Origin of the sequence: Chitinophaga dinghuensis (assembly GCF_003259435.1) — a bacterium.
GTDB lineage: Bacteria > Bacteroidota > Bacteroidia > Chitinophagales > Chitinophagaceae > Chitinophaga > Chitinophaga dinghuensis.
Map to the genome: position 1 here is coordinate 297856 of NZ_QLMA01000007.1, position 24179 is coordinate 322034.

15 protein-coding genes are annotated in these 24179 nt (G+C 45.7%); 11 read left to right on the forward strand and 4 right to left on the reverse strand.

Annotated elements, in window-relative coordinates; translation table 11 throughout:
- Positions 1 to 38: 38 nt before the first annotated feature.
- Genes CLV59_RS21075 through uxaC form a run of 7 tightly spaced genes read left to right on the forward strand, consistent with a single transcriptional unit; the run spans position 39 to position 12604 of the window.
- Entirely contained in the window at positions 39 to 2990 is a 2952-nt protein-coding gene (locus CLV59_RS21075; protein WP_111594055.1) for a SusC/RagA family TonB-linked outer membrane protein, read from the forward strand.
- Between the two features lie 18 nt (positions 2991 to 3008).
- Positions 3009 to 4646: a RagB/SusD family nutrient uptake outer membrane protein gene (locus CLV59_RS21080; RefSeq protein ID WP_111594056.1), complete on the forward strand. Its 1638-nt coding sequence runs from the start codon at positions 3009 to 3011 to the stop codon at positions 4644 to 4646.
- 6 nt (positions 4647 to 4652) lie between these two features.
- Positions 4653 to 6890: a glycosyl hydrolase family 28 protein gene (locus CLV59_RS21085; protein WP_111594057.1), complete on the forward strand. Its 2238-nt coding sequence runs from the start codon at positions 4653 to 4655 to the stop codon at positions 6888 to 6890.
- Complete coding sequence (locus CLV59_RS21090; protein WP_111594058.1) at positions 6874 to 8046, forward strand: glycoside hydrolase family 88/105 protein; 1173 nt, start codon at positions 6874 to 6876, stop codon at positions 8044 to 8046. The genes CLV59_RS21085 and CLV59_RS21090 overlap by 17 nt, the downstream gene beginning before the upstream one ends.
- Positions 8047 to 8060: 14 nt before the next feature.
- Entirely contained in the window at positions 8061 to 9524 is a 1464-nt protein-coding gene (locus tag CLV59_RS21095; protein WP_170137852.1) for a tagaturonate reductase, read from the forward strand.
- Positions 9525 to 9526: 2 nt separating this feature from the next.
- Complete coding sequence (locus tag CLV59_RS21100) at positions 9527 to 11179, forward strand: UxaA family hydrolase (RefSeq protein ID WP_111594059.1); 1653 nt, start codon at positions 9527 to 9529, stop codon at positions 11177 to 11179.
- An 18-nt stretch (positions 11180 to 11197) separates the two neighbouring features.
- Positions 11198 to 12604: a glucuronate isomerase gene (gene uxaC / locus CLV59_RS21105; protein WP_111594060.1), complete on the forward strand. Its 1407-nt coding sequence runs from the start codon at positions 11198 to 11200 to the stop codon at positions 12602 to 12604.
- Between the two features lie 166 nt (positions 12605 to 12770).
- Here uxaC and CLV59_RS21110 read toward each other — a convergent pair whose 3' ends face one another.
- From CLV59_RS21110 to CLV59_RS21125, 4 genes are read right to left on the reverse strand one after another with little or no spacing between them, the layout of a single operon-like run.
- Positions 12771 to 13937 carry a TlpA disulfide reductase family protein gene (locus CLV59_RS21110; RefSeq protein WP_111594061.1) on the reverse strand — a complete coding sequence of 389 codons (1167 nt, stop codon included), beginning with the start codon at positions 13935 to 13937 and terminating at the stop codon, positions 12771 to 12773.
- A 13-nt stretch (positions 13938 to 13950) separates the two neighbouring features.
- Complete coding sequence (locus CLV59_RS21115; protein ID WP_111594062.1) at positions 13951 to 15186, reverse strand: TlpA family protein disulfide reductase; 1236 nt, start codon at positions 15184 to 15186, stop codon at positions 13951 to 13953.
- 24 nt (positions 15187 to 15210) lie between these two features.
- Positions 15211 to 16551 (reverse strand): RagB/SusD family nutrient uptake outer membrane protein, encoded by a 1341-nt coding sequence (locus CLV59_RS21120; protein WP_111594063.1) that lies wholly within the window; start codon positions 16549 to 16551, stop codon positions 15211 to 15213.
- Positions 16552 to 16562: 11 nt separating this feature from the next.
- Complete coding sequence (locus CLV59_RS21125; protein WP_111594064.1) at positions 16563 to 19625, reverse strand: SusC/RagA family TonB-linked outer membrane protein; 3063 nt, start codon at positions 19623 to 19625, stop codon at positions 16563 to 16565.
- A 198-nt stretch (positions 19626 to 19823) separates the two neighbouring features.
- Here CLV59_RS21125 and CLV59_RS21130 point away from each other — a divergent pair, with 198 nt between their 5' ends.
- The 4 genes from CLV59_RS21130 to CLV59_RS21150 all read left to right on the forward strand — a co-directional run bounded on the left by CLV59_RS21130 (position 19824) and on the right by CLV59_RS21150 (position 24137).
- Positions 19824 to 20807: a LytS family sensor histidine kinase gene (locus CLV59_RS21130; protein WP_111594065.1), complete on the forward strand. Its 984-nt coding sequence runs from the start codon at positions 19824 to 19826 to the stop codon at positions 20805 to 20807.
- Entirely contained in the window at positions 20794 to 21855 is a 1062-nt protein-coding gene (locus CLV59_RS21135; RefSeq protein ID WP_111594066.1) for a sensor histidine kinase, read from the forward strand. Before CLV59_RS21130 ends, CLV59_RS21135 begins: the two co-directional genes overlap by 14 nt.
- A 2-nt stretch (positions 21856 to 21857) precedes the next feature.
- On the forward strand, positions 21858 to 22556 hold the full coding sequence (locus CLV59_RS21140) for a LytR/AlgR family response regulator transcription factor (protein WP_211323998.1): 699 nt from the start codon (positions 21858 to 21860) through the stop codon (positions 22554 to 22556).
- 498 nt (positions 22557 to 23054) lie between these two features.
- A complete protein-coding gene (locus CLV59_RS21150; RefSeq protein ID WP_111594068.1) occupies positions 23055 to 24137 on the forward strand; it encodes a DUF1573 domain-containing protein in 1083 nt (360 codons plus the stop codon).
- Positions 24138 to 24179: the final 42 nt, after the last annotated feature.

The following is a 24179-nucleotide window of genomic DNA, read 5'->3' on the forward strand; positions in this document are numbered from 1 at the left end:
CTTAAACTTATTTGCCAATTAATTGCTCACGTTACGTTATGAAAAAGATTCACCTGATTTGCTTACTCCTGTGTTGTATCAGCAACTGGGCGCTGGCACAGTCCCGTACTATCAAAGGGAAAGTGACGGATGCCGCTACCGGCGAGGTACTGCCCATGGTAAGCGTTCAAGTTAAAGGCACCACCGTTGGCGTACAGACAGATAGCCGCGGTCATTTTTCCCTCCAGTTACCCGATGGCAAAACTGAATTGTTGTTCACCTATCTGGGTTATGCTCAACTGTCTCTCCCTGCTGTAAACGATATGCAGGTGAAGCTGGAGCAAAGCAATAAGAAACTCGACGAAATTGTAGTGGTAGGTTATGGAACCGTTAAAAAACGCGACCTCACCGGCGCAGTGGCTTCCATCAAGGGAGATGAAATAAAGAAAGTACCCACTACCAACGTCATGGAGTCTGTACAGGGAAAACTCCCGGGCGTAGATATTACCCGCTCCAGTGGCTCCGCCGGCGCTAAAATCAATGTGACCGTTCGGGGTAACAGATCCATCACCGCCAACAACGGCCCGCTCTACATCGTGGACGGCGTACAGTACGAATCTATACAGGACCTCAATCCCAACGATATCCAATCCATGGAAGTGCTGAAAGATGCTTCCACCACTGCCATTTACGGTTCCCGTGGCGCAAACGGCGTTATCATGGTGACCACCAAACGCGGCGTGAGCGGAGTACCTAAACTGAATATAAGCTCCTATGTAGGTTCTTCAGAAGTGAACGGATATCCGCCAATGATGACAGGACCGCAATACACTGCGCTGAAAAGAGAGGCAAACCGCACTACCGGCAGATGGGCCAGCATAGCCGATGATCCAAAGATCTTCAACGCTTTTGAACTGGATGAAATTAAAAATAATATCTGGACGAACTACGCGAATGAACTTATCCATCACGGGCTGCAGCAAGACTACCAGGCTGGCATCTCCGGAGGTTCAGAAAAAACAAAAGTCTATTTCTCCTTCGATTACTTTAATGAGAAAGGTATTCTGAAACTGGATAACCTCAAACGTTATTCTACCCGCCTGAATATTGATCAAACGATCAATAACTACATGAAAGTAGGTGTACAAAGTCAACTCACTTACTATGATCAGAGTGCCCGCCGCGATCCGCTGAATCAGGCGAATAAATACATACCGCTGGGCGTTCCTTACGATTCTGCCGGCAACCTGGTATTATTCCCCAACAGTGGCTCTGCCATCAATCCATTAGCAGATGAGCAACCTAACGCATACGATAACACGACGCGTACTACCCGCACGCTGGCAAATGCTTACCTGGAACTGACGCCGTTGAAAGGCTTGATGATCCGCTCCAATCTTGGTGTGACACTGGAAAATTCCAAACAAGGCATCTTCGCCAGCAAAGCGTCGATCGACAGAAGTACTGCCTCTACCAGTCGTAGTTCCATGTACAATAATCTGCGCCGCTTCCTCAGCTGGGAAAACGTGATCACTTATAATAAATCTTTCGGTCAGCATAACTTCGGCCTAACCGGCGTGACCAGTTGGCTGGCAGATAAGAAGGAATCTTCACAAATGCAGGGCGAAGGTCAACTGCTTCCATCCCAGCTTTACCACGCCCTGCAAAACAATGTGAGTGGCATCGCCATCGCTTCCGGATATGAGGAAAGCAAATTGCTATCTTTCACCGGCCGGCTCAACTACAACTACAAAGGAAAATACCTGCTGTCATTTACTGGTCGCTCTGATGGATCGTCTAAATTATCGCCTGGCAATAAGTGGGCATTCTTCCCATCTGTGGCCGGCGCATGGCGTATAAGCGATGAAGCATTCATGAAATCGCAACAAACATTCAGTGACCTGAAATTGAGAGTAACCTACGGTATTGCCGGTACAGACGCAGTCCTGCCTTATTCCACCGTGAGTTCACTATCCAAAATTCCTTTCTCCTGGGATGATACCAACGCCGCAGTGGCCTATACAATTGGCGATCAGACAGGAAATAAGAAATTAAAATGGGAGTTGTCGGCCACTAAAAATATTGGACTCGATTTCGGCATATTGCAAGGTAGAATCAGCGGTAGCATTGATGTGTATGATACCAGAACACACGACCTGTTGTTGAAAAGGACCTTACCTACTTCCAGTGGCGTAAGCAGTGTAGTACAAAATATTGGGAAGACACGGAACCGCGGGGTGGAAATCGCCATCAATACAACGAACATATCTACAGCTGATTTCCGGTGGACATCCAATATCGTTTATTCCCGCAATAAAGAAGAAATCGTTGCCCTCGCCGATGGCAGTACCAATGACGTAGCCAATGGCTGGTTTATCGGTTATCCTGTGAAAGTTTATTACGATTATGAAAAAGTAGGTATCTGGCAAACCAGTGAAGCAGATCTCGCTGCAAAACTCGGTTACAAACCCGGAGATATCAAAGTGAAAGATCAGGATAACAGCGGTACTATTAACTCTGCCGACCGTATCGTATTGGGCGCACAGGTCCCAAAATGGAGTGGCGGTTTGAACAACGATTTCAAATACAAAAATTTTGATCTGAACATATACGTGTATGCGCGCATTGGTCAGATGATCAATTCTGAATATGCTGCCAAATTCGATCCACAAGGCCTGGAAAATAGTGCAAATGTTAATTACTGGACACCAGAAAATCCTTCCAACGATTATCCAAGACCCAATGCCAGCCTGTCTAAAGATGGTACGCCTTTCATTAAAACATTGGGATATAAAGATGGCTCTTTTGTGAAGATCCGTAATATCTCCCTGGGCTATACCTTCTCTAATGAGATGCTGAAGCAATTACATCTTTCCAGTCTTCGTTTATACGTTACCGGTAAGAACCTCTTTACTTTCAGCAAGGTGAAAGACTACGATCCGGAACGCGGCGGCGCGCTGAGCGAGCCTTTGACAAGAATGTATGTGGCTGGATTAAATGTTGAGTTTTAACCGAATAAAACAGCAAGTATGAAATTCCTGAATAAACATATTTTAATCATCGCAATGGCAGCTGTTGGATTAGCGGCCTGCAATAAAAAGCTGGAAGAATTCAATCCCGGCGGTTCTACCACGGATGCGGTATTCTCCACGCCGGAAGGTTTTGAATCGCTCGTAAACGCAGCCTATACCTATAACCGCTGGTGGTACGGAAAAGAAGAGGGATACAGCATTGCGGAAATGGGCACCGATATCTGGACCAGCGGTACCGGCGATAAATACCCGGATCTCACCAACTACAATAACCTACAGGGCAGTAACAGTGTGATGAGCGCACTGTGGAAACAGTTATACGCTGCTGTCAACCTTTGTAATGCCGGGATTAGCAGGATTGATAAATCCGGTCTGACAGAGGATAAAAAGAAAATTCGTGGTGCAGAACTACATTTTCTGCGTGCATTCTACTATTGGCATATCGTGGAAACCTGGGGTGGTGTTCACTATTCACTGGATGAAACCAATGGTGTAATCACTACGGCCAACAGAACGCCGGTAGACACCTTCTATGCACAGATCTTCCGCGATCTGGAGACTGCGATGAGCAATTTGCCGCTTACAACAACGGATTACGGTCGCGCTACAAAGCCAGTGGCAGAAGCCTTCGCAGCAAGGATGTACCTTACCCGCGGTATGAATCAACAGGCGGCTGATATGGCAGATAAAGTAATCAAAAGTTACGGCTATACGCTGTTGCCTAAATATGCTGATCTCTGGCGGATGGATAACCTGCAGAATAAAGAAATTATCTGGTGCGTTAATTATTTGAAAAATCTCGTATTTGACGATAAGGCAGATGCTACGCTGTTCCCAAATGGTCATAGTCGCGGGGCCAACAACGGCCACCTGATGTTTTGTATGAAGTACGACGATTTAGCAGGCATGCAGCGGGATATCGCGAACATGCGTCCATTTAACCGTTATATGCCCACGCTTTTCCTGCTGAATCTTTTTGATGAAACGGCAGATGCCCGTTATGAGGCCTCTTTTAAGCAGGTATGGTATTGCAATAATACCAAATCGGCCCCTTCGGGCATGAAGCTGGGCGACACCGCTATCCTGGTTACTAAAAAACAGTTGCCTCTCTCTGCTAAATACAGGATCTTTAACAGAGATGAAATCTACACTGCCAACGGCGGAGGCCTGGATCGTACGCATTACATCTCTCTGCAAAAATTTGACGATCCTACCAGGGCTTCTATGAATGAAGAACAAAGTGCCCGGGATGCATTCATTATCCGACTGGCAGAAATGTATCTCATCGCTGGTGAAGCACAGTTCAAACTCGGCAATCCGCAAAAAGCGGCAGATTATATCAATATAGTCCGCAAACGCGCCGCCATTCCTGGTAAAGAAACAGCCATGCAAATTACTGCCGCCGATGTTTCCCTGGACTTCATCCTCGACGAACGCGCCAGAGAACTGGCCGGAGAACAACTCCGCTGGTTCGACCTGAAACGCACCAATAAATTGCAGGAAAGAATTAGCCTGCATAATCCGGATGCTAAACAGTTTTTCCAGTCTTACCACACCGTAAGACCCATCCCGCAAGACCAGATAGACGCCGTTACCAATAAAGATACTTTCAAACAGAACGAGAAATATAACTAGTAAGGAATGAAATTTTTGCAGCTACTTTTACTTTCGCTGGTAGGACTTGCGCCTGCGCCACCACCGCCTACTGTTTTCCTGATCGGAGATAGCACTATGTCCGACAAGCCGCTGGAAGATAATCCGGAAAGAGGCTGGGGACAAATGATCCCGCAGTTCTTTCAACCGGGAATGACTATACGTAATTATGCGGTCAATGGTAGAAGTACCAAAAGCTTTATTAATGAGCATCGCTGGGATTCCGTATTGGCCCAGCTGAAAAGCGGAGACTGGGTACTCATTCAATTTGGTCACAACGATGGTAAACAAGATGATTCCATCCGCTATGCAGCACCACAAGGCGCTTATAAGTCCAACCTGGAACGCTTTGTAAAAGAAGCGAGAGCCAAAGGCGCTAATCCAATACTGATCACGCCTGTAGCCAGAAGAAAGTTCAGAGGTGGCAAACTGGAAGATACGCATGGCGAATATCCGGTGGTAGTAAGAGCCGTAGCCAAAGCCATGAAAGTACCCTTAGTAGATTTACAACAAAGCAGCAGCGAATTACTAACTGCCGCTGGAGAATCCGCGTCTGCAAAACTCTTCAAATCTACGCCTGCTGGTCATTATAAATCACTGCCCAAAGGTGTGGAAGATAATACACACTTTAACGGTTACGGCGCTACGAAAATGGCGGCACTCGTGGCAGCTGCATTAAACAATCAGCATATCGCACTGGCAGACTATCTACGCAAAAGCCCGTTTGAAGGAAAGTACAGCTACGAACTGCCGCTGATCTATGAACCGCATTTCAAACTGGATACTTTTAATATCGTGCAATACGGCGCAAAAGCTGATGGTATTACCCTGAATTCTAAAAGTATCAATGATGCTATCACCGCTTGCAGCAACAATGGCGGCGGGGTAGTGTATATACCTTCCGGCCTGTGGATGACAGGACCCGTAGTACTGAAAAGTAATGTGAACCTGCATCTCGCAGCCAATGCAGTATTGCAGTTTACAACTGATTTCGATCAGTATCCATTGGTGAAAACAACCTATGAAGGACTGGAAGCGATGCGCTGTCAGGCCCCTATATGGGCAGTAGACCAGGAAAATATCGCTATCACCGGCAACGGTATCATCGATGGCGGCGGCGATGCCTGGAGAATTGTGAAGAAAGGCAAACTCACCGACTCACAATGGAAGAACCTCGTGCAAAGCGGCGGACTGCTAGGAGAAGATAAGGAAACCTGGTATCCATCCGCTAAATCGCAACTGGGCTCAAAAACGAATTTGCCCGGTGTGCTAACAGGCGATACTAAGGAAGCAGACTTCCTGGCCTACAAGGATTTTCTTCGTCCGAATATGGTGAGTATCACTTCTTGTAAGAATGTACTGCTGGAAGGGGTGACCTTCCAAAACTCGCCGGCATGGTGCCTGCACCCATTGCTCTGTGAAAATATTACCCTGCGCGGCATATATGCTAAAAACCCATGGTATGCCCAGAACGGCGATGGGGTAGACCTGGAATCCTGTAGCTATGCACAAATCCTGGATTGTACTTTCGATGTAGGCGATGATGGCATCTGTGTGAAATCCGGAAGGGATGAGCAAGGGCGGAAAAGAGGAAAGCCAACAGAAAACCTGGTAGTGAAAAATTGCACCGTATATCATGCCCATGGCGGTTTTGTAATTGGTAGTGAAATGTCTGGCGGCGCAAAGAATATCTATGTGTCTGATTGCTCTTTCCTGGGAACAGATATAGGTCTGCGTTTCAAAACGACCCGTGGTCGTGGTGGTGTGGTGGAAAATATTTATATCTCCAACATCAACATGAAAGATATTCCTGGAGAAGCGATTCTCTTTGATATGTACTATATGGCGAAAGACCCGGTGCCGCTGGCTGGAGAAGTACGCAATGGTCCTAAAATTGAGAAGCTGCCGGTAACAGATGCCACCCCTGTATTCCGTAATTTTTTTATTGATAATGTGGCCTGCAATGGCGCAAAGAAAGCGGTGTTTATTCGTGGCCTGCCAGAAATGCCGATCAGCAATATTCATTTGAAAAATATGACGATCAGCGCAGACGAAGGTATCAGCTGTATGGAAGCCACTGGTATTCATTTTACCAATGTATACGTGGTTACGCGTTCCGGCAAAGAACCCCTCTTACAGCGTAATGCCACCAATGTTACTTTCCGCGATTCGAAATATAAAGACTTGAAGAACAAACCTGCTGAAGATCATGCGTTACAGAATTAATTGGCTGACAGGACTGCTATTGCTGATGGCGTTGAGTACACAGGCCCAATCCGGCGCTGCGGGCATGGCGGCTACGTGTATGCGTATATGGAAAGATTCACTGGTCATGAATCCTGGTACTCCCGTAAAATGGACCTACGACCAGGGTGTGATCCTGGAGGGCTTCTACGCCCTCTGGAAGCGTACCGGCAAACAGGAGTATTTTGATTATATCAAAAAAAGCATGGATCATTTTGTAGATGAGCATGGAAACATTCGTACCTACAAACTGAAGGATTACAACATCGATAATATCAAAAACGGCCGTAGCCTCCTCGTTCTCTACAAAACTACAGGCGAAGCTAAATACAAGAAAGCGGCAGATCAGCTGCGGGAGCAATTGAAAGGCCAGCCGCGTACCCATGAGGGAGGCTTCTGGCACAAACAGCGCTATCCCTGGCAAATGTGGCTGGATGGCCTTTACATGGGAGAGCCCTTCTATGCAGAATATGCCGCTATGAATAACGAAGTAGCCGATTTCAATGATATCACCCGTCAGTTTGTGCTGATGGAACAACATGCGAGAGACAGCAAAACCGGACTGCTTTATCATGCCTGGGATGAATCCAAAGAGCAAAGATGGGCCAACAAAACTACGGGGCAGTCGCCCAACTTCTGGGGACGCGCCATGGGCTGGTATGCCATGGCACTGGTAGATGTATTGGAATATTACCCTAAAAATCATCCTGGCCGCGATAGCCTCATTCAAATTCTGCAACGTACAGCCGTAGCCGTTAAGAAATTCCAGGACCCGGCCACTGGTTGCTGGTATCAGGTGCTGGATCGCAAAGGTAGCAAAGGCAATTATGTGGAAGCCTCCGCCAGTTGCATGTTCGTATATGCATTAGCGAAAGGGATGCGACTGGGATACCTGCCGTCTTCCTATACAAATATTGTGAAGAAAGGATATAATGGAATCCTTCGGCAGTTTATTAAAAAGAATCCCGAAGGAGATATCACGCTCGGGGGAACTGTATCTGTAGCCGGACTCGGAGGAGAACCCTATCGGGATGGCAGCTATGAATATTATCTCAGTGAAAAGGTAATCGACAACGATCCCAAAGGAGTAGGCGCCTACCTGCTCGCTGCCGGCGAAGTTGAAATGATGCGTAAATAGATAAATATAATTTCATGAAATTATCAAAAGGCGTGCTGCCACAGCTGCACGAAAGGGATGACCTACAACTCCCTACGGAGCGCTGTATGAATTTGCCGGAGAAAGTATTGCAGTTTGGTACCGGCGTTTTACTCCGTGGGCTGCCGGATTTCTTTATCGACAAAGCCAACAAACAAGGCATCTTTAATGGAAGAGTAGTAGTGGTCAAATCCACGGATAAAGGCGATACGACTGAATTTGACCAGCAAGATAACCTGTATACGCAGTGTGTCAGAGGAATGGAAGGCGGGAAAAAAGTAGAGGCGAACATCGTGAATGCAAGCATCAGCAGAGTACTTACAGCTGCCACGCAATGGGATCAGATCCTGGAATGTGCTACCAGTGAGGATATGCAAGTGGTGATCTCCAATACTACCGAACTAGGAATTGTATATATCCCGGAAACTATTTTTGGGAAGACGCCATCTTCTTTCCCCGGAAAGCTCCTGGCATGGCTATACAAACGTTTTCAGTACTTCAACGGCCACCCGGATAAAGGAATGGTCATTGTGCCTGCAGAACTGATTCCTGAAAACGGTACGCTCCTGAAAGGTATCCTGCACGAACTGGCATTACATAATCAACTGTCGGCCGAATTTATCCATTGGCTACAAAATCATAATCATTGCTGCAACAGTCTGGTAGATAGTATTATTCCTGGCGCGGCGACCATAGATATGGGGTATGAAGATGAGCTGCTGATCATGACAGAAGCCTACCGATTATGGGCCATTGAAACCAGCAATGATAAAGTAAAAGCAACTCTTTCCTTTGCTATGGCGGATAGCGGTGTTATACTGGCGCCGGATATTAATGTGTTCCGGGAGCTGAAACTGCGATTACTCAATGGCGCACATACGCTGAGCTGTGGCCTGGCTTATCTGTCAGGTATCGCTACGGTGAAAGAAGCGATGAGTCATGAGGACATGTCCGCATACATAGAGGGGTTGCTCCTGCATGAAATTATTCCTGCTATAACGGACAGCACTATACGCCAGGATGCGGCTGTGCGTTTTGCTGCCGCTGTGCAGGATCGTTTCCGAAATCCGTATATCGATCACCGTTGGTTAAATATCTGTAGTAACTATACCAGCAAATTGAAAACAAGGGTAATGCCCATCCTGCTGCAATATGAACAACGAATGCAACAAGTGCCGGCACTCATTGCGCTGGGATTTGCAGCACATCTGTTGTTCATGAAAAATCCGAATGGAGATACCATCGATGATACCTGGGCTACTGCGTATGCGGCCCTGTGGCAGGAACATTCAGTGGAAGAAGTTGTGAAGTTAAGTTTGAGCAATACCCAGATCTGGGGCCGGGATCTCAGTGCCCTCCCAGGTTTTGGAAGAACGGTATCCATCATGTTGAAAGCGCTCCTGAAGGAAGGCGTAAGTCCTTACCTGGAAAAGGTAGCCGCAGAAATAATCATTTCCTGATAATGAAGCAAGTTTTAAAAGTGCATCCGGCAGATAATGTATTGGTAGCACTAAGAGATCTGGAAGCAGAGAGCAAAGTGACCTATAACGGTGAGGAATATACGTTAAAGGAGAAGATTCCTGCTAAACATAAATTTACAACTACCGACTTACAACCGGGAGATGCTGTTACGATGTACGGCGTCCTGGTTGGCAAAGCCAGTCGGCCTATTGCGGTAGGACAACGTATTTCCACGGAGAACCTTCGTCATGCCGCCGCTGGATATGCTCTGTCAGCCACCCGTCGTACTGCCTGGATGCAACCGGATACCAGCAAATGGAAAGACCGGACATTCATGGGCTACCATCGTGCAGATGGGAGCGTAGGTACCGCCAATTACTGGTTGGTGATTCCGCTGGTGTTCTGTGAAAATAGAAATGTGGAGGTGCTGAAATCCGCCATGCTCAAAGAACTGGGCTATGCTAAGCCGGATAAATACGCCTCGCTCATGCAATCGCTGATTGGTAAATTCCACGATGGCGCCGATGCTTTAGCAGTACAGGAAACCACTTGGATGCCGGAAGAGACTACCGGGGCTTCGAGCAGGGTATTCCCGAATGTGGATGGTATTAAGTTCCTCACACATGATGGCGGTTGTGGAGGGATCAGACAGGATGCGCAAACCTTATGCGGACTCCTGGCGGGTTATATCACCCATGCAAATGTGGCAGGAGCCACCATCTTGAGTCTTGGTTGTCAGAATGCACAGATTTCCATGTTGCAGGATGAGATTCGTAAGAGAGACGCGCAGTTCTCGAAACCGCTGTACATCCTGGATCAGCAACAAACAGGAACAGAATCGCAATTGATCACAGATGCGATCCGACAAACGTTTGCGGGCCTGATGCAGGCAAATGATATTAGTCGTCAGGCGGCTCCTCTCAGCAAATTGTGTATTGGCCTGGAATGCGGTGGCTCTGATGGATTTTCCGGCATTTCCGCCAATCCTGCTATCGGTTATACCAGCGATTTGCTGGTGGCGCTGGGTGGGTCCGTGATCCTGGCGGAATTCCCGGAGCTCTGTGGCGTAGAACAGGAAATGAGCGACAGATGTTATCATTCGGAAGACGCGAATCGCTTTATCCAGTTGATGCGCACTTATCAGCAAAGAGCAGAGGAAGCCGGTTCGGGCTTTGATATGAACCCTTCGCCAGGAAATATCAAAGACGGTCTGATCACAGATGCCATCAAATCTGCCGGAGCCGCTAAAAAAGCGGGGACTTCCCCGGTAGTGGCTGTACTGGACTACCCGGAGAAAGTACGGCAGTCTGGTCTGAGCCTACTCTGTACACCCGGCAATGATGTGGAGTCCACGACAGCGGAAGTGGGCAGCGGCGCAAATATTGTATTGTTTACCACCGGCCTCGGAACGCCTACGGGCAACCCGATTGCCCCGGTGCTGAAACTCAGCAGCAATACAAAGCTGTTCCATCACATGCCCGATATCATTGATATCAATACCGGTTCTATTATTGATGGAACAGAAACCATCGAAGAAACCGGAGAACGTATACTCGACTACGTTATAGCAGTAGCCAGCGGAGATATTGCGGCTAAGTCTGTACTGAATGGTCAGGATGATTTTATACCCTGGAAACGAGGGGTTTCACTGTAATTAAAATTCCATTATCTGATGAGAAAGCGATTTCTGGACGAGAATTTTCTCCTGAATAGCAGGGCTGCGGAGCAATTATACCACGATTTTGCCAAAGAGATGCCCATTATTGATTACCATTGCCATCTGCCGCCAGCACAAATTGCAGCAGATACGCAGTTTGGTAATATCACACAGGCATGGCTATACGGAGATCACTATAAGTGGCGCGCCATGCGTATCAATGGCGTCCACGAAAGCTACTGTACCGGCGATAAATCCGACTACGAGAAGTTTGAAAAGTGGGCGGCCACAGTGCCTCAAACCCTCCGCAATCCCTTATATCACTGGACGCACCTGGAACTACAACGCTATTTCGGCGTACACGATATTTTAAACGGTGCATCCGCCCGAATGGTTTACGATACCTGCAGTAACCTCCTCCAACAACCGGAATACAGCGTTCGTAACCTGCTACGCAGCAGGGGCGTGAAGGTGGTATGTACCACAGATGATCCTGCGGATGATCTTCGTTACCATCAGCAGATGAAAGCAGAAAACCTGGATATAAAAGTATTCCCGGCTTTCCGCCCGGATGCCGCCATGAATGCAGACAATCCCGTAGTGTATAACCATTACCTCCAAAAGCTGGAGCTAGCGGCAGGTAAAAGTATCGCTACCTATGATGATCTGTTGCAGGTACTCCAGGAGCGCCACGACTTCTTCGCAGCAAACGGTTGCACGGTTTCCGATCATGGTATCGAAGAAATATACGCGGACGCCTATACGGAAGGAGAAGTGCGCAGTATCTTTTTGGAAGTGCGGGACGGAAGGCAACTATCTCTGACGGATATACGCAAATTGAAATCCGCCCTGTTGTATGAACTGGCGGTAATGGACTGGAAAAAAGGTTGGGTGCAACAATATCACCTGGGCGCCCTGCGCAATAACAATTCCCGCATGATGCGCCAACTTGGTCCGGATACAGGCTGGGATTCTATCGGCGACTTCTCCCAGGCACGGGCACTGGCCAGGTTCCTGGATCGCCTGGACAGCCAGGATCAACTCACCAAAACCATTATCTATAACCTGAACCCTGCCGATAATGAACTAATGGCTACTATGACCGGCAACTTTAATGATGGTAGCATCGCAGGTAAAGTGCAATTTGGAGCTGCCTGGTGGTTTCTGGATCAAAAGGAGGGAATGACTAAGCAAATGAATGCGCTGTCAAATATGGGGCTCTTATCGCGGTTTGTGGGTATGCTGACAGACTCCCGCAGCTTCCTCTCTTATCCTCGTCATGAATATTTCCGCAGATTACTCTGCGATATGCTGGGAGAAGAGATGGAAAAAGGAGAGATCCCAGACGACATGGCACTGGTAGGAAGTATGGTGCGCGATATCTGTTATAACAACGCCAGCAACTATTTTGGTTGGCACTAAATCCGCTATGGTACAAAATACCGATCTTTGCTGCCTTACTGCTTATGCTGCTCTGCAAGAAAAAATACCTGAACGGCGCCAAAGGCGTCGTTCAGAATAAAAAGCCCGGATAAGGAATTATCCGGGCGACATAAATCACATTCATCGGGAAATGATGATAAACCAACTATTCTCCAAATATTTTCTTCAGTTCATTATCCAGATCGGTACCGCCACCGCCAACTTCTTTGAAGATGATACGGCCGGATTTATCCAGTAAGAGTTTAGTTGGGAAACCGGAAACAGCGTACTGTGCTACCAGATCAGATTTGTTCTTATCAAAGTTGTTCAGGACATGCAACCATGGCAGGTCGTCTCCCTTTACACATTTCTGCCATTTCTCTTTTGCTTCCTTCACATCATCTTCTTTCTCGTTGGCAATGCCAAGGATTTCAAATCCCTTAGATTTATATTTAGCGTATAATTCTTTCAGGTGTGGATTGCTGGCTCTGCACGGACCGCACCAGCTACCCCAGAAATCAATCAGGACATACTTACCCTGGAGAGAGCTGAGTGTAAGCGGATTGCCGTTCAGATCAGGTTTGGTGAAATCAGGGGCTTTGGAACCAATAGCGGTGGTTCTTACACCTTTGATACGCTCTGCAAGATTTTTACCGCTTTCAGTCGCTTTCAGATCGGAAGAGAGTTTATTGAATGTTTTCTCCATGTCGTCAATCGCATAATTGTCGAACATACGCAACAGCATAATTACACTGACAAAAGACTTTGGATGTTTGTTTACCCATTCCTTCTGGATGTCTTCTATCTTCTTGGTATTAGCCGTCATCTCTGCCATCTTGGCTTTACGGGCAGTACTATCTGCCGGCGCTTTCATTTTGGCGGTTTCTTTACGCAGTTCCCAGTTCTTCTGCACCAGCGGTAGCGTTTTTTCCTTGAGGGTATTGAATTCATCATTCAATTTGCCACCAGTCACCTTTGCCATGAAGAGTTCATTGGCATCACCGGTAATGGTAACAGGTTTGTCTGTCATAAAGAACTCCAGGAATGGAGCAGGCATGAACATACCCCCTTTTACATACTCATACTTGGAAGATGGATGAGTACTGCCCATCATCACGAGAGAAGTACCACTGTGTTCCCCGGAGAACTCAAAATGATCTCCCTGGCGAATAGTGCCCGTATCTTCTGTTTTATGATTGTCTGTTACAATACTAGCTTTCAGTTTGTAACCCTCTTCGCCTTTAATATCAGCTTTGATAATGTATTTCTGCTGAGCGAAGGAAAAAGAGGCCAGCAGTAAGCTGCTGGCCAGGGTAATGGTTGTTTTTTTCATGGTTGGTGTTTGATTAAAACGAAGTCATAGACATAGCTGCCGCTGCTTTCTTAGGAGCTGCAGTGGTGCCTTTCTCGAGGATGCTTTTCACTTTTGCTGCTGCTTCTTCGGTAAAACCGGTAAAACGTTCTGCTATGTTTCCTGCCGGATCCACCAGATACATGGTTGGAATACCGGAGAACTGGAATTCTTTCATGGTGTTGTCTTTATTGTCAGACAACAACTGCAGCCATGGCATATTCTCTTCTTTCATCGCTTTTTTCCATGCATTATTATCTGTGTCAATGGAAATGCTGGCTACAGCGAAACCTTTATCTTTATATGCTTCGTAAATTTCTTTTACATGTGGAATGGCCTGACGGCAAGGTCCGCACCAGCTGGCCCAGAAATCTACCAGTAAATATTTACCCTTATACTGATCCAGCCCAGCCAGCGTACCATCCGGAGTAGGATATTTCACGGAAGGCATCGGCTGACCGTTTTTCAGTCTTTTCGCCTGATTCATATTGTAGATGATGGTCTCTTTCAACGCTTTCGCTTCTGTCAGCCATGGATAAGTCTTCATCAGGTCTTCCAGCAGCCCCATCGCTTTGTCGTATCTCTCGCCAGCCTCTGTTCCTGCCATACCTCTGATCGCATAGATAGTCACCGGACGATTTTTATACACGCGCATCAGAAGGTTCTGACGCTGCTCGTAGTCTTCGTTAATAGGACTATACACCTTTCTGGTATCGAGGTAATGTGTGAAATTGGTATCAGTAGATTTTTTTGCGTAATAAGCGGCATTATAATCATCAATACCTCTGCGATAATTGTTTTCACTATTCAGTACATACTGATTAATGAAGTTATTATCAGCAGAACCTTCTACGAAGTTGTAGTGAGGGATTTTTACTTTGTAACGAGAGGTGTCGTAACCACGCATGGCCACTTTTACATCGGCATCGCTCCAGAAAGAGGCGTGATCCCAATACATCGCATTAATGGTATAAATACCCTGATGATCTTGTTTTAATTTAAAAGTAAAGGTCTTGTCTGGCCCTACTACTACGGAATCTACGGGAGTGGGTTTGCCGGAAAGATTCTCTTTCATCAGCCACACTTTATTCACTTCCTGGCGTGGGTCTGTAAACTCAACGGAACCTTTTACGGTGATGGATTTTACCACTTTATTCTGCTGCGCCAGCAGGGCTAATGGTGTGGCCAGTAACGCCAGTGGCATCCACATTTTTAAAACTACTTTTTTCATTGGTGGTATGTTATATTTTAAATTTTATTTCGTGTAATCCGGGTTTTGATCCAGGTAAGGATTAATGGAGAATTCCCTGGAAGGTAAAGGCAACAAAGCATGTGTTACCGGTTGTCCGAAGGATTGTATCCATGCATCGCGTTTACCAAAACGCGCCATATCCTGCCAGCGTAATCTTTCTCCAATAAACTCTCTTCTTCTTTCCTGTTCAATTTCTGCGAGAAATGCCGCTGGAGAAGCAAAGTCGCTGTTGTTACGGGTACTTGCCTTACGGGCTGTTCTCAGTTGGTTATACCTGGTCACATCCACGGTTCCCTTACGGGCAGTCGCTTCGGCCACAATCAGGTATGCTTCACTGTAGCGGCAAACAGGGTAGGAGTTACTCAACTCCTGCGGGAACTTCATGACGAAGTATACGCTGTCGATAATACTGCCACCTTTTGTACGCTGATAAAAGGATTTACGAATATCGGTCGGGTCGTAAGACTTCACCAGGTTGGAATCTGCCCAGGTGTTGCCGGATCCGGCCACATTGGTACCGCCGTTCTTGCCTGGTCCCAGTACGGTTGGAAGGCCATACATATTCGAACCGCCTGTATTTGTTTCATTTACTTTGTAGAGGGCTTCGGTGCTGTTCACTGCAGATTTGAAAATATCTCCGAAGTTGGAAGTAAGTGTCAGTTTCCCTGAATTTAATACCGCATTCGCCATTGTCAGTGCATCATCATTTCTGCCCAGATTCAGGTACAGTCTGGCCAACAGCAGCTGTGCTGCTTGTTTGGAACCGGTAGTAGGATTGGTATAATCCGGAGAAAGACTGGCGGCCTGTAACAGATCTGTTTCAATCTGCTGATTTACTTCTGCCAGCGTTTTTCTCACTGCCCTGGTCTTTGGATCTTCGTTGCCATACACCAATGGCACTCCTCCAAAATGTTCAGACAACATCATGTAGGAATAGGCACGGAGCAGATAGGCTTCCCCAACAGTTGAACGAATAGTGGTATCAGATGCATGCTCCCCGGCATATTTCAGAATCATGTTCACATTGGCAATAGCAGCATAAGGCTGTTTGAACATGAAGGTGAGGGTATTGTCCAGAGATGTTACGTTACAAGCTTCCCAGGAAGGAAGTGATACGGACTGAAGATCATCTGTCATAATATCCTGGTAGTCATAATACAGGTAAAATGCATTATTACTGGTAAGCGATAATTTAGCGCCACCGATTACCAGTGGTAAATTGGTACTGTTTAACTGTTGGTAGGTAATTTGTGTATCCGGAACTACCTGGTCCAGTTTGTTGCTGCAGGCGCTCATAGAAAGTAAGCTACCGGCAACGCATATATGTGAAAGATATTTTTTCATGTTGCAAAGGATTAAAATGAAAGATCAACACCAATAACTGTAGCACGTGGATTCGGCAGGTTAGTACTTACGATACCTGAATTGGAAGCCGCTTCGGGATCAAATCCAATGTATTTGGTAATTGTAAATACATTCTGTGCAGAACAGTAAATCCTTGCACTGTTGATTTTTGCTTTTTTCAATATTGTTTGCGGTACGGCATAGCTGACAGTCAGGTTACGCAGACGCAGGTACGAAGCATCATACACAAACTGTGTGGATGGACGATAGTTCCAGTCATTCGTTTTTCCTGCACCATGTGCGCCTGTAATAGCGCGTGGTACATCTGTGATATCGCCTGGCTTCCTCCATCTTTTGTTCACGATATCGAACTTGTTTGGCATAATACCGGTGTAGTCCACATCATAACTTCTCAAGGTCTGCTCATAATAATCATACACTTTATTACCTACCACATAGCTGAACAATGCTTCCACACTAAAACCTTTGTATCCGAATGTCAGCGTAGTGCCACCGATAAACTTAGGCATGGCGATGGGAACAGTAATCATGTCCTTGGAATCAATGCTGCCGTCCTTATTTTGATCTTTGTAGATCATATCTCCTGTTTGCGGATCTACGCCCAAAGATTCATATACCAGTACGGAACCAACAGACTGGCCCACTTTCGCTTTAGACTGCGGACCACCGAAAATGAAAGTACCGTAGTTGGTCAGAGAGTCTTTCAGGGAAAGAATTTCATTGCGGTTGATGTTCATGTTGGTAGCTACTTTCCAGCTGAAAGCTTTTCCTGCTTTGCTGCTGAGGGCAAGTTCCAGGTCCATACCCTTGTTGCGGATATTGCCGATATTGTCCGGAATAGAGGCAGCGCCATAGATCCAGGAGATATCGTTCTTGCTCATCAGACCATCGGTGGTTTTGTTATAGTAATCCAACACGATAGTGAGGCGATTGGCGAACAATGCGGCATCGATACCTGCATCTACCTGTCTGGTACGCTCCCAGTGAATCTCCGGGTTGCCGATAGTACTGCCCATTTGTAAAGCGGAATTACCGTTGTAGGAGGTGGCCAGCAACAGATTTTGTGCATCCCAGTAGCCTACCGGACGTATGTTTCCACTGATACCATAACTACTGCGTAATTTCAACTGATTGATGAATCGATTGTCGGCCAGGAAATTTTCTTTAGCGAGATCCCAACCTCCGGAAATGGAGGGGAACCAGCTGTAACGGTGTGCAGCTAACAGCTTGGAGTCGCCATCACGACGGAGAGAGGCATTCAGCATGTACTTACCTTGCCAGTCAATACCTGCACGCGCAAAGATCGCATCTGATAATTCCTTGTACGAAAGGTTATTATTGGAAATATTGGCAGTACTTCCATAAGTAGAACCAGCAGAAGCGCCAGTGATACCATCAATTTTTGGGAAACCCAAAATATCATAACCCAGACCGTTCAGCTCGGTGCTATAAAAGGTATAACCTGCTGTAGCATTGATTCCCAGCTTACTGATACGCTTCGTATAGGTAAAGTAGTTATCGAAGTTATAGGTGAAGTTGTCTGCGCCACTCAGTTTAAACTGCCCCTTATTAAACGCGCCGAGGTAAGAGAACGGCGTATAGAAATCGCGGTTCAGGGTATTGTATTTAGTGGCATTGAAGGAAGACCGGAACTGCAAATCCTTTGTCAGTGTCAGGTCTGCTGTCAATCGACCTATATAAGAATTGGTCTTATATTTATTCGTTATGCCCATCATTGCTCCCAGTGGATGCTGCTGCTGGCCTACATAATAGCCCAGTGTGCCATCCGCATTGATCACCGGATCTTCCGGCGTATCAGGGCGGGCATTGAACGCCGCCACTATTGGGTTGGATATATTCTTCTGAACAGACTGGGTGATATTAATACCACCATTCAGTTTTAACCAGGAATTTACAATCTGCGTAACATCCAGTCGGCCTGTATAACGTTCATAATTACCCATACCCATTGCCGCAGCTTCTGAATAACGACCGAGGGACATATAATAATTATTCTTATCTCCGCCGCCGCTCATGTTGGCCTGTACATTGTTGACAGGGGCGTTCTTCTGTTTGATAGCTGCCAGCCAGTCGGTACTTCTGTTGGCCATTTGCAATCCGTCAATCTGGCTTTGCAACGTTTTCTTTTCGTTGTTCAGCTGACTGATTTGCGCAGGTGTAAGACCGTTGTTTGGATTCGCCAACTGCGTATTAATATCGCCGATACGATTGGTACGTGCATCATTGAAAGCCGATTTGTACTCGTCCGTGGTCAGCATACGGCGATTGGTAGGCACATTGTTGCCACCGGTATACGCGTTTACTGAGAAGGTCGGACGACTGTTCATTTTACCTTTTTTAGTGGTGATAATAATTACACCGCTGGAACCACGGGCGCCGTAGATAGCTGCTGATGCTGCATCTTTCAGTACCTCCATGCTTTCTATATCCTGGGGGTTGATGGTATTCAGGTTGATGGAATTGCCTTCCACCACCAGTCCGTCAACAACCAGCAAGGGGTTGGTTGCCGTTCCGCTTACCGACTGTGCACCGCGGATCTGGATATTCGGCGTAGTACCAGGCGTACCGTTGGTGCTGGCCACAAAAACACCGGCAACCCTTCCCTGCAGGGCTTTTCCCGCATCACTCACAATATTTTTTTCCGGCGCCAACGCACTACTGTTTACCGTCGAAATCGAATTGGTAACAGTTCCGCGCTGCTGGGTACCATACCCTACAACTACTGCACTGTTTAGTTCAACTGCTTTGATACGCATCAGAAATGGCTGTCCTGTTTTAATCAGACTGGCCTGCATGATGATGTTCTCAAAACCAATGGAAGAAATTTGTATCTGCGAATTCGCAGGAACATTCAACTCAAATTCACCGTTTGCGTTCGTGGTTACGCCTTTGGCAGTACCGATTACTTTTACAGTGGCTCCTGGTACTGGTTGCCTGGTGATGGAGTCCCGAACAGTGCCCTTCAACACTTGTTGTGCTGCAGCAGCCATACTGCCTGCACAAAGAAGGGATAATAAGACTAGCTTTCTCATGACAATAGTTGGTTGATTTTTATTATGGATGACCCCAGCTGGAATAGGCTACCAAAGTACAGATACACTTGATAAATTCCTCAGAAAAAGGACGTATCGGATACAAAAATGTACAATCAGGTATTTTACGAGTACGAAAAATATTTTTAGGGAGATAGCCTCTAAACACAAGGGTTTGTGCTAATTTCATTCCTGAAGATGAAATCCCATCGTGAACCATACCGCTACTTTATTCATGCTGCCATCTGGATGGCGCTGGTCTTGCTATATAGCTACCCATCCTTCAGGGGGAGCATGAATAATGCATATTCTTTAAGATATGTGCTGGTTAGGAATGTTTTATATGGATTTATAAATTTTAATCTGTTTTACCTGCTGGCGTTTTGGCTATTGGATAAACCTATACGGCAACGTAAATATTTGCTGTCTACCATTGCCGGACTGGCAGCTGTTCTATTGTTTTGTATTCTTAAATATGAAATAGGGTTCCTCTGGTTCAAGGATGTAATCCTCCAGAAAATGATGATGGTACGCTCCATGAAACCAGGTAGTCCTCCACTACCGCCACCATATTTTAAGTTTACGGAATTTTTCAGAACAACCTTCAGAACAAGTATAGGAGTAGCCTTGCTGGCATTGGGATATCGTCTCTTCCTGAATTCCAGAAATTCAGATGATGCCGATCTTCAGTTACAATCAGATGTTATGCGGGCCACCCGGAAATATGAACGCATGCAATCCGGTTCCAGACTGTTGCTGCAACACCTCCAGGCATTAACGCCAGTCCTGGAAAAAGAAGCGACCCGTAGTGAAGAAGGCGTACAGGCTATTTTGATCCTGTCAGATCTGCTTCGTTATATGCTCTATGATAAAGCTGCCGAAGAAGGTAAAGCTGATCTGAAGAAAGAATTATTTTATTTCCAGCAATATATCTTCTTAAGAAAATACCTGTACCCAAAACAAAAAGTAATATTGGAAGTGAATGGGAGGGAGGAAGGATGGAAGGTTGAACCACTGTTGCTACAAGCCAGTACCGAAGAGCGTCTGCAGGATTTGCAGCAATACGAAGGTGAAATCCGTGTAACCGTTAATATAACAGATACGCTGGAACTGGACGTAGATCCAATCAATAAACCGGAGCGGCATCTCCATAAAGCAAAACTATACTGTGAGCACGTTTAATCTGAAACAATTCTTTCAGCTGATGCTGTTGTTCATGCTGATTGTATATGGCATGAACCTGCTCACATTAACGGTGTTCACTAAGCAAAGCTTTCAGTCGCTCAATGTGCGTACCGGTTTCTTTGGCATTATTAATTTTCTGCAATTTTATCTGTTTTATATCTGGACAGTACCAGTATTCCTGAAGAGCAGGAACTGGATACAGTTCTTACTACGTGCCCTGCCAGTATTATGTGGGTTTATCCTACTGAAATACCTGTTGTCTGTACAAATATTTCCAAAGATAATGCTGTACCAAGGATACCGTTATGATACGGTGAGCAGGGCCAGGATTGAAATATATACTACCTTCTGGCAATTCTTCCGTGATGGCATCTGGACAGGACTCATCATCCTGCTGGCCGCCCTCGCATTGCGATTATTCATCGAATGGCTCCGCGAGGATAAACGCCGGTCACAACTCAGACAACAGATGCAGCAGGCAGAATCAGGCTTCCTGAAAATGCAGCTGAACAGTCATTTCCTGATCAACAGTCTGAACAGCATCTACTCCCTGGCACTAGTAGGATCGCCAGAAGTAGTACCTGCCAACAAAACACTGGCACACCTCCTGTCATACATGGTTGATCAACCCAATGATGTGGATTATCGGAGCCCCATCCGCGACGAAATCAATTACCTCTGCGATTTTATTAAACTACAAAGATTACGCACCGGCTGCGAAGCAGGTATTATCGCCAACTTCAGTAACGAACTGCCTGACAAACAAATCGCTCCCATGCTGCTGGTAGCGTTCGTGGAAAATGCCTTCAAACACGGCATTACCAATCAACCAGATCATCCGGTACGGATAGACCTGCTGGGCGATAATAATGTTCTCCACTTCAGTGTTTTTAACCAGCGTTCAAAATATAACAAGGATAAAACGGGAGGCATTGGACTGGAAAATGTAAAGAAACGATTACAGCTGATCTACCCGGATAAACATCACCTGACGATCACTGAAACGCCGACAACTTATTTTTGTAACCTGAGTATAAACTGGTAAATATGGCAATTAAATGTATAGTGGTAGATGATGAGCCGTTGGCCATACAAGTACTGGTATCCTTCATTAAGAAAACGGCAGAACTGGAACTCCTGCGTAGTTTCAGCAACCCGCTGGATGCACTGGCATTCATGAAAACAAACCAGGTAGATCTCGTATTCCTGGATATTCAAATGCCGGAACTCAGCGGTATTGAATTCATGCAGCTGCTGAAAAAAGGCGCACATGTGGTAGTCGTTTCTGCATACGATGATTATGCGGTAGAAGGTTTTGATCAGGAAGCAGTAGACTATCTCCTCAAACCCGTATCCTTCGAACGCTTCGTACGTGCAGTCCAACGCGTAACCGCCCGCAATGAATCTCCCGCCAAACCCACTATTCCGCCTTCCGATAAGTTCATTTTCGTACGTACAGATAAACGGATCATCCGACTGGATATCGCTGAAATTCTTTTCATCGAAGCGCTCCGAAACTATGTAGCCATACAAACGCCTAAACAGAAAATTCTTACCCTGCAAAATCTGCGTAGCTTCGAAGACATGCTGGGCAAGGATTTTATCAGAGTGCATAAATCATTTATCGTAGCGTTAAATAAAATTGATAGCATAGAGAGACAACGTATCTTCATAGGCGAACATCACATTCCAATTGGAGACGCTTACCTCAAACAATTCATGGATGCGCTTTCCATGCCAAGGTAAACCACTACTTAGACTGCAAAAAAATCTGAAAAGTAATAGGAGAGTGTGTTCGATAAACGTGTGCTGTTAAACAACTTTTCAAGTAAGAAAAAACTAAAATATTTAGTGTTGAAATATTTTGATTTATGGTGATTAATACTATTTTTGTAACTGTATAACCAACCTGTTATTTGAAGTTAATCATTGATAAACGCCCATTTGTGAAGAGTGAATAATATTGTTGAAAAAACAGTCGTTTACCCAATTTATTTGATCCTCAAATAATCTATGAACCATTAAACACAATATGAAAACTAGATTGTTACCTGTAGTGAACGCCTGAAATCCATTTCCAGTAGTCATTTTCCTGTAATCAATCATCATTGGCAACCCGTATAGAAACCTTCACTGGTTTGCTATGGCGCATTTTATGTGCTTTTGCAGCGTTTTTTCTACAATGAAAAAATGTAATGGGAAACGTTTGCCTACTGTATACTTAAAAAAGTAAATACGAATACTATGAAACATATTTTTCTGCCAGCACTACTGGCGGCAGTTACCCTTGTGTCCTGTAAATCCAAACCGGCACAGCTTACCTTCGAAAATATACACCTGCGGCAAATATATGAAGCCGCAAAAGCACAACATAAAAGCGTAATGCTGGTAGCCAAAGGCGAAGGTTGTAAGCCTTGCGAAGACTTTGAACTACGATATTATAAAGACACTGCATTCTCTAAGTCCATCACAGATAAATATGTTACCGTTTTTGTAGAAAACAGTAAACCCGGCAATGAATGGTTGTCCAGAGTTACCAATACTTCCGCTATTCCAGGCTTTGTATTTACATCTGAAGAAATGGAATTACGTGGTATCTATATTGGAGAGATGTCGGCAGAAAGAATGAAAGCCGTACTGGCTCAATTGGATACTGCAAAAAGTTTTATATCAGAACGCTTTGATATTAACAGAGATAGTTCCTACACTACGGATCAGATCAAAGACTTTGTTGGCGGCCCTTTGAAAGGACAATTACAACTGGAGATCTATGGCAAAACAAAAGATAAATCTGTGCTGGAAGGAGTGGAAGACAGATTAAAGAAAAGCATTGCTGTATACCCGCATTTCTATAATAATTTCCTTTTGGCTCAATATTACAAGCAAACAGGTAATGCGGAGAAATCCCGTCAATATGCCAAGGCTGCACTGGAAACAAAACAAACAGTATCTCTTACACTCAATATGCAACTGAAGCGCTTTGCACATCAGATGGCGGACAGTAACTATAATGAGAAAAATGATGCATTCATGAGATTAGATAGCGCAGAGCGTTATGTTCCATTCATCGCACTACATAAAGCGGACAGCCTCTTTTTCGAATTCACCAATACCGGCGCATCGCCTATGCTAATTGATAATATCCTGAGCGATTGCAGCTGCACCGTGGGAGATTACCCGAAAGAGCCTGTGCTGCCCATGCAGAAAGGAAAAATTAAGGTGATAGTAAATGGAAAGACACCCGGCATTTTTGCACGCAGACTTCGTGTGTTTTCCAATTCATCTAACTCTCCTGTTTCCCTGACCATCAGAGGAGAGGTCAAGTAAAATTGATATGTCTATTATTTATTCATTCATAAAAACAAAAAA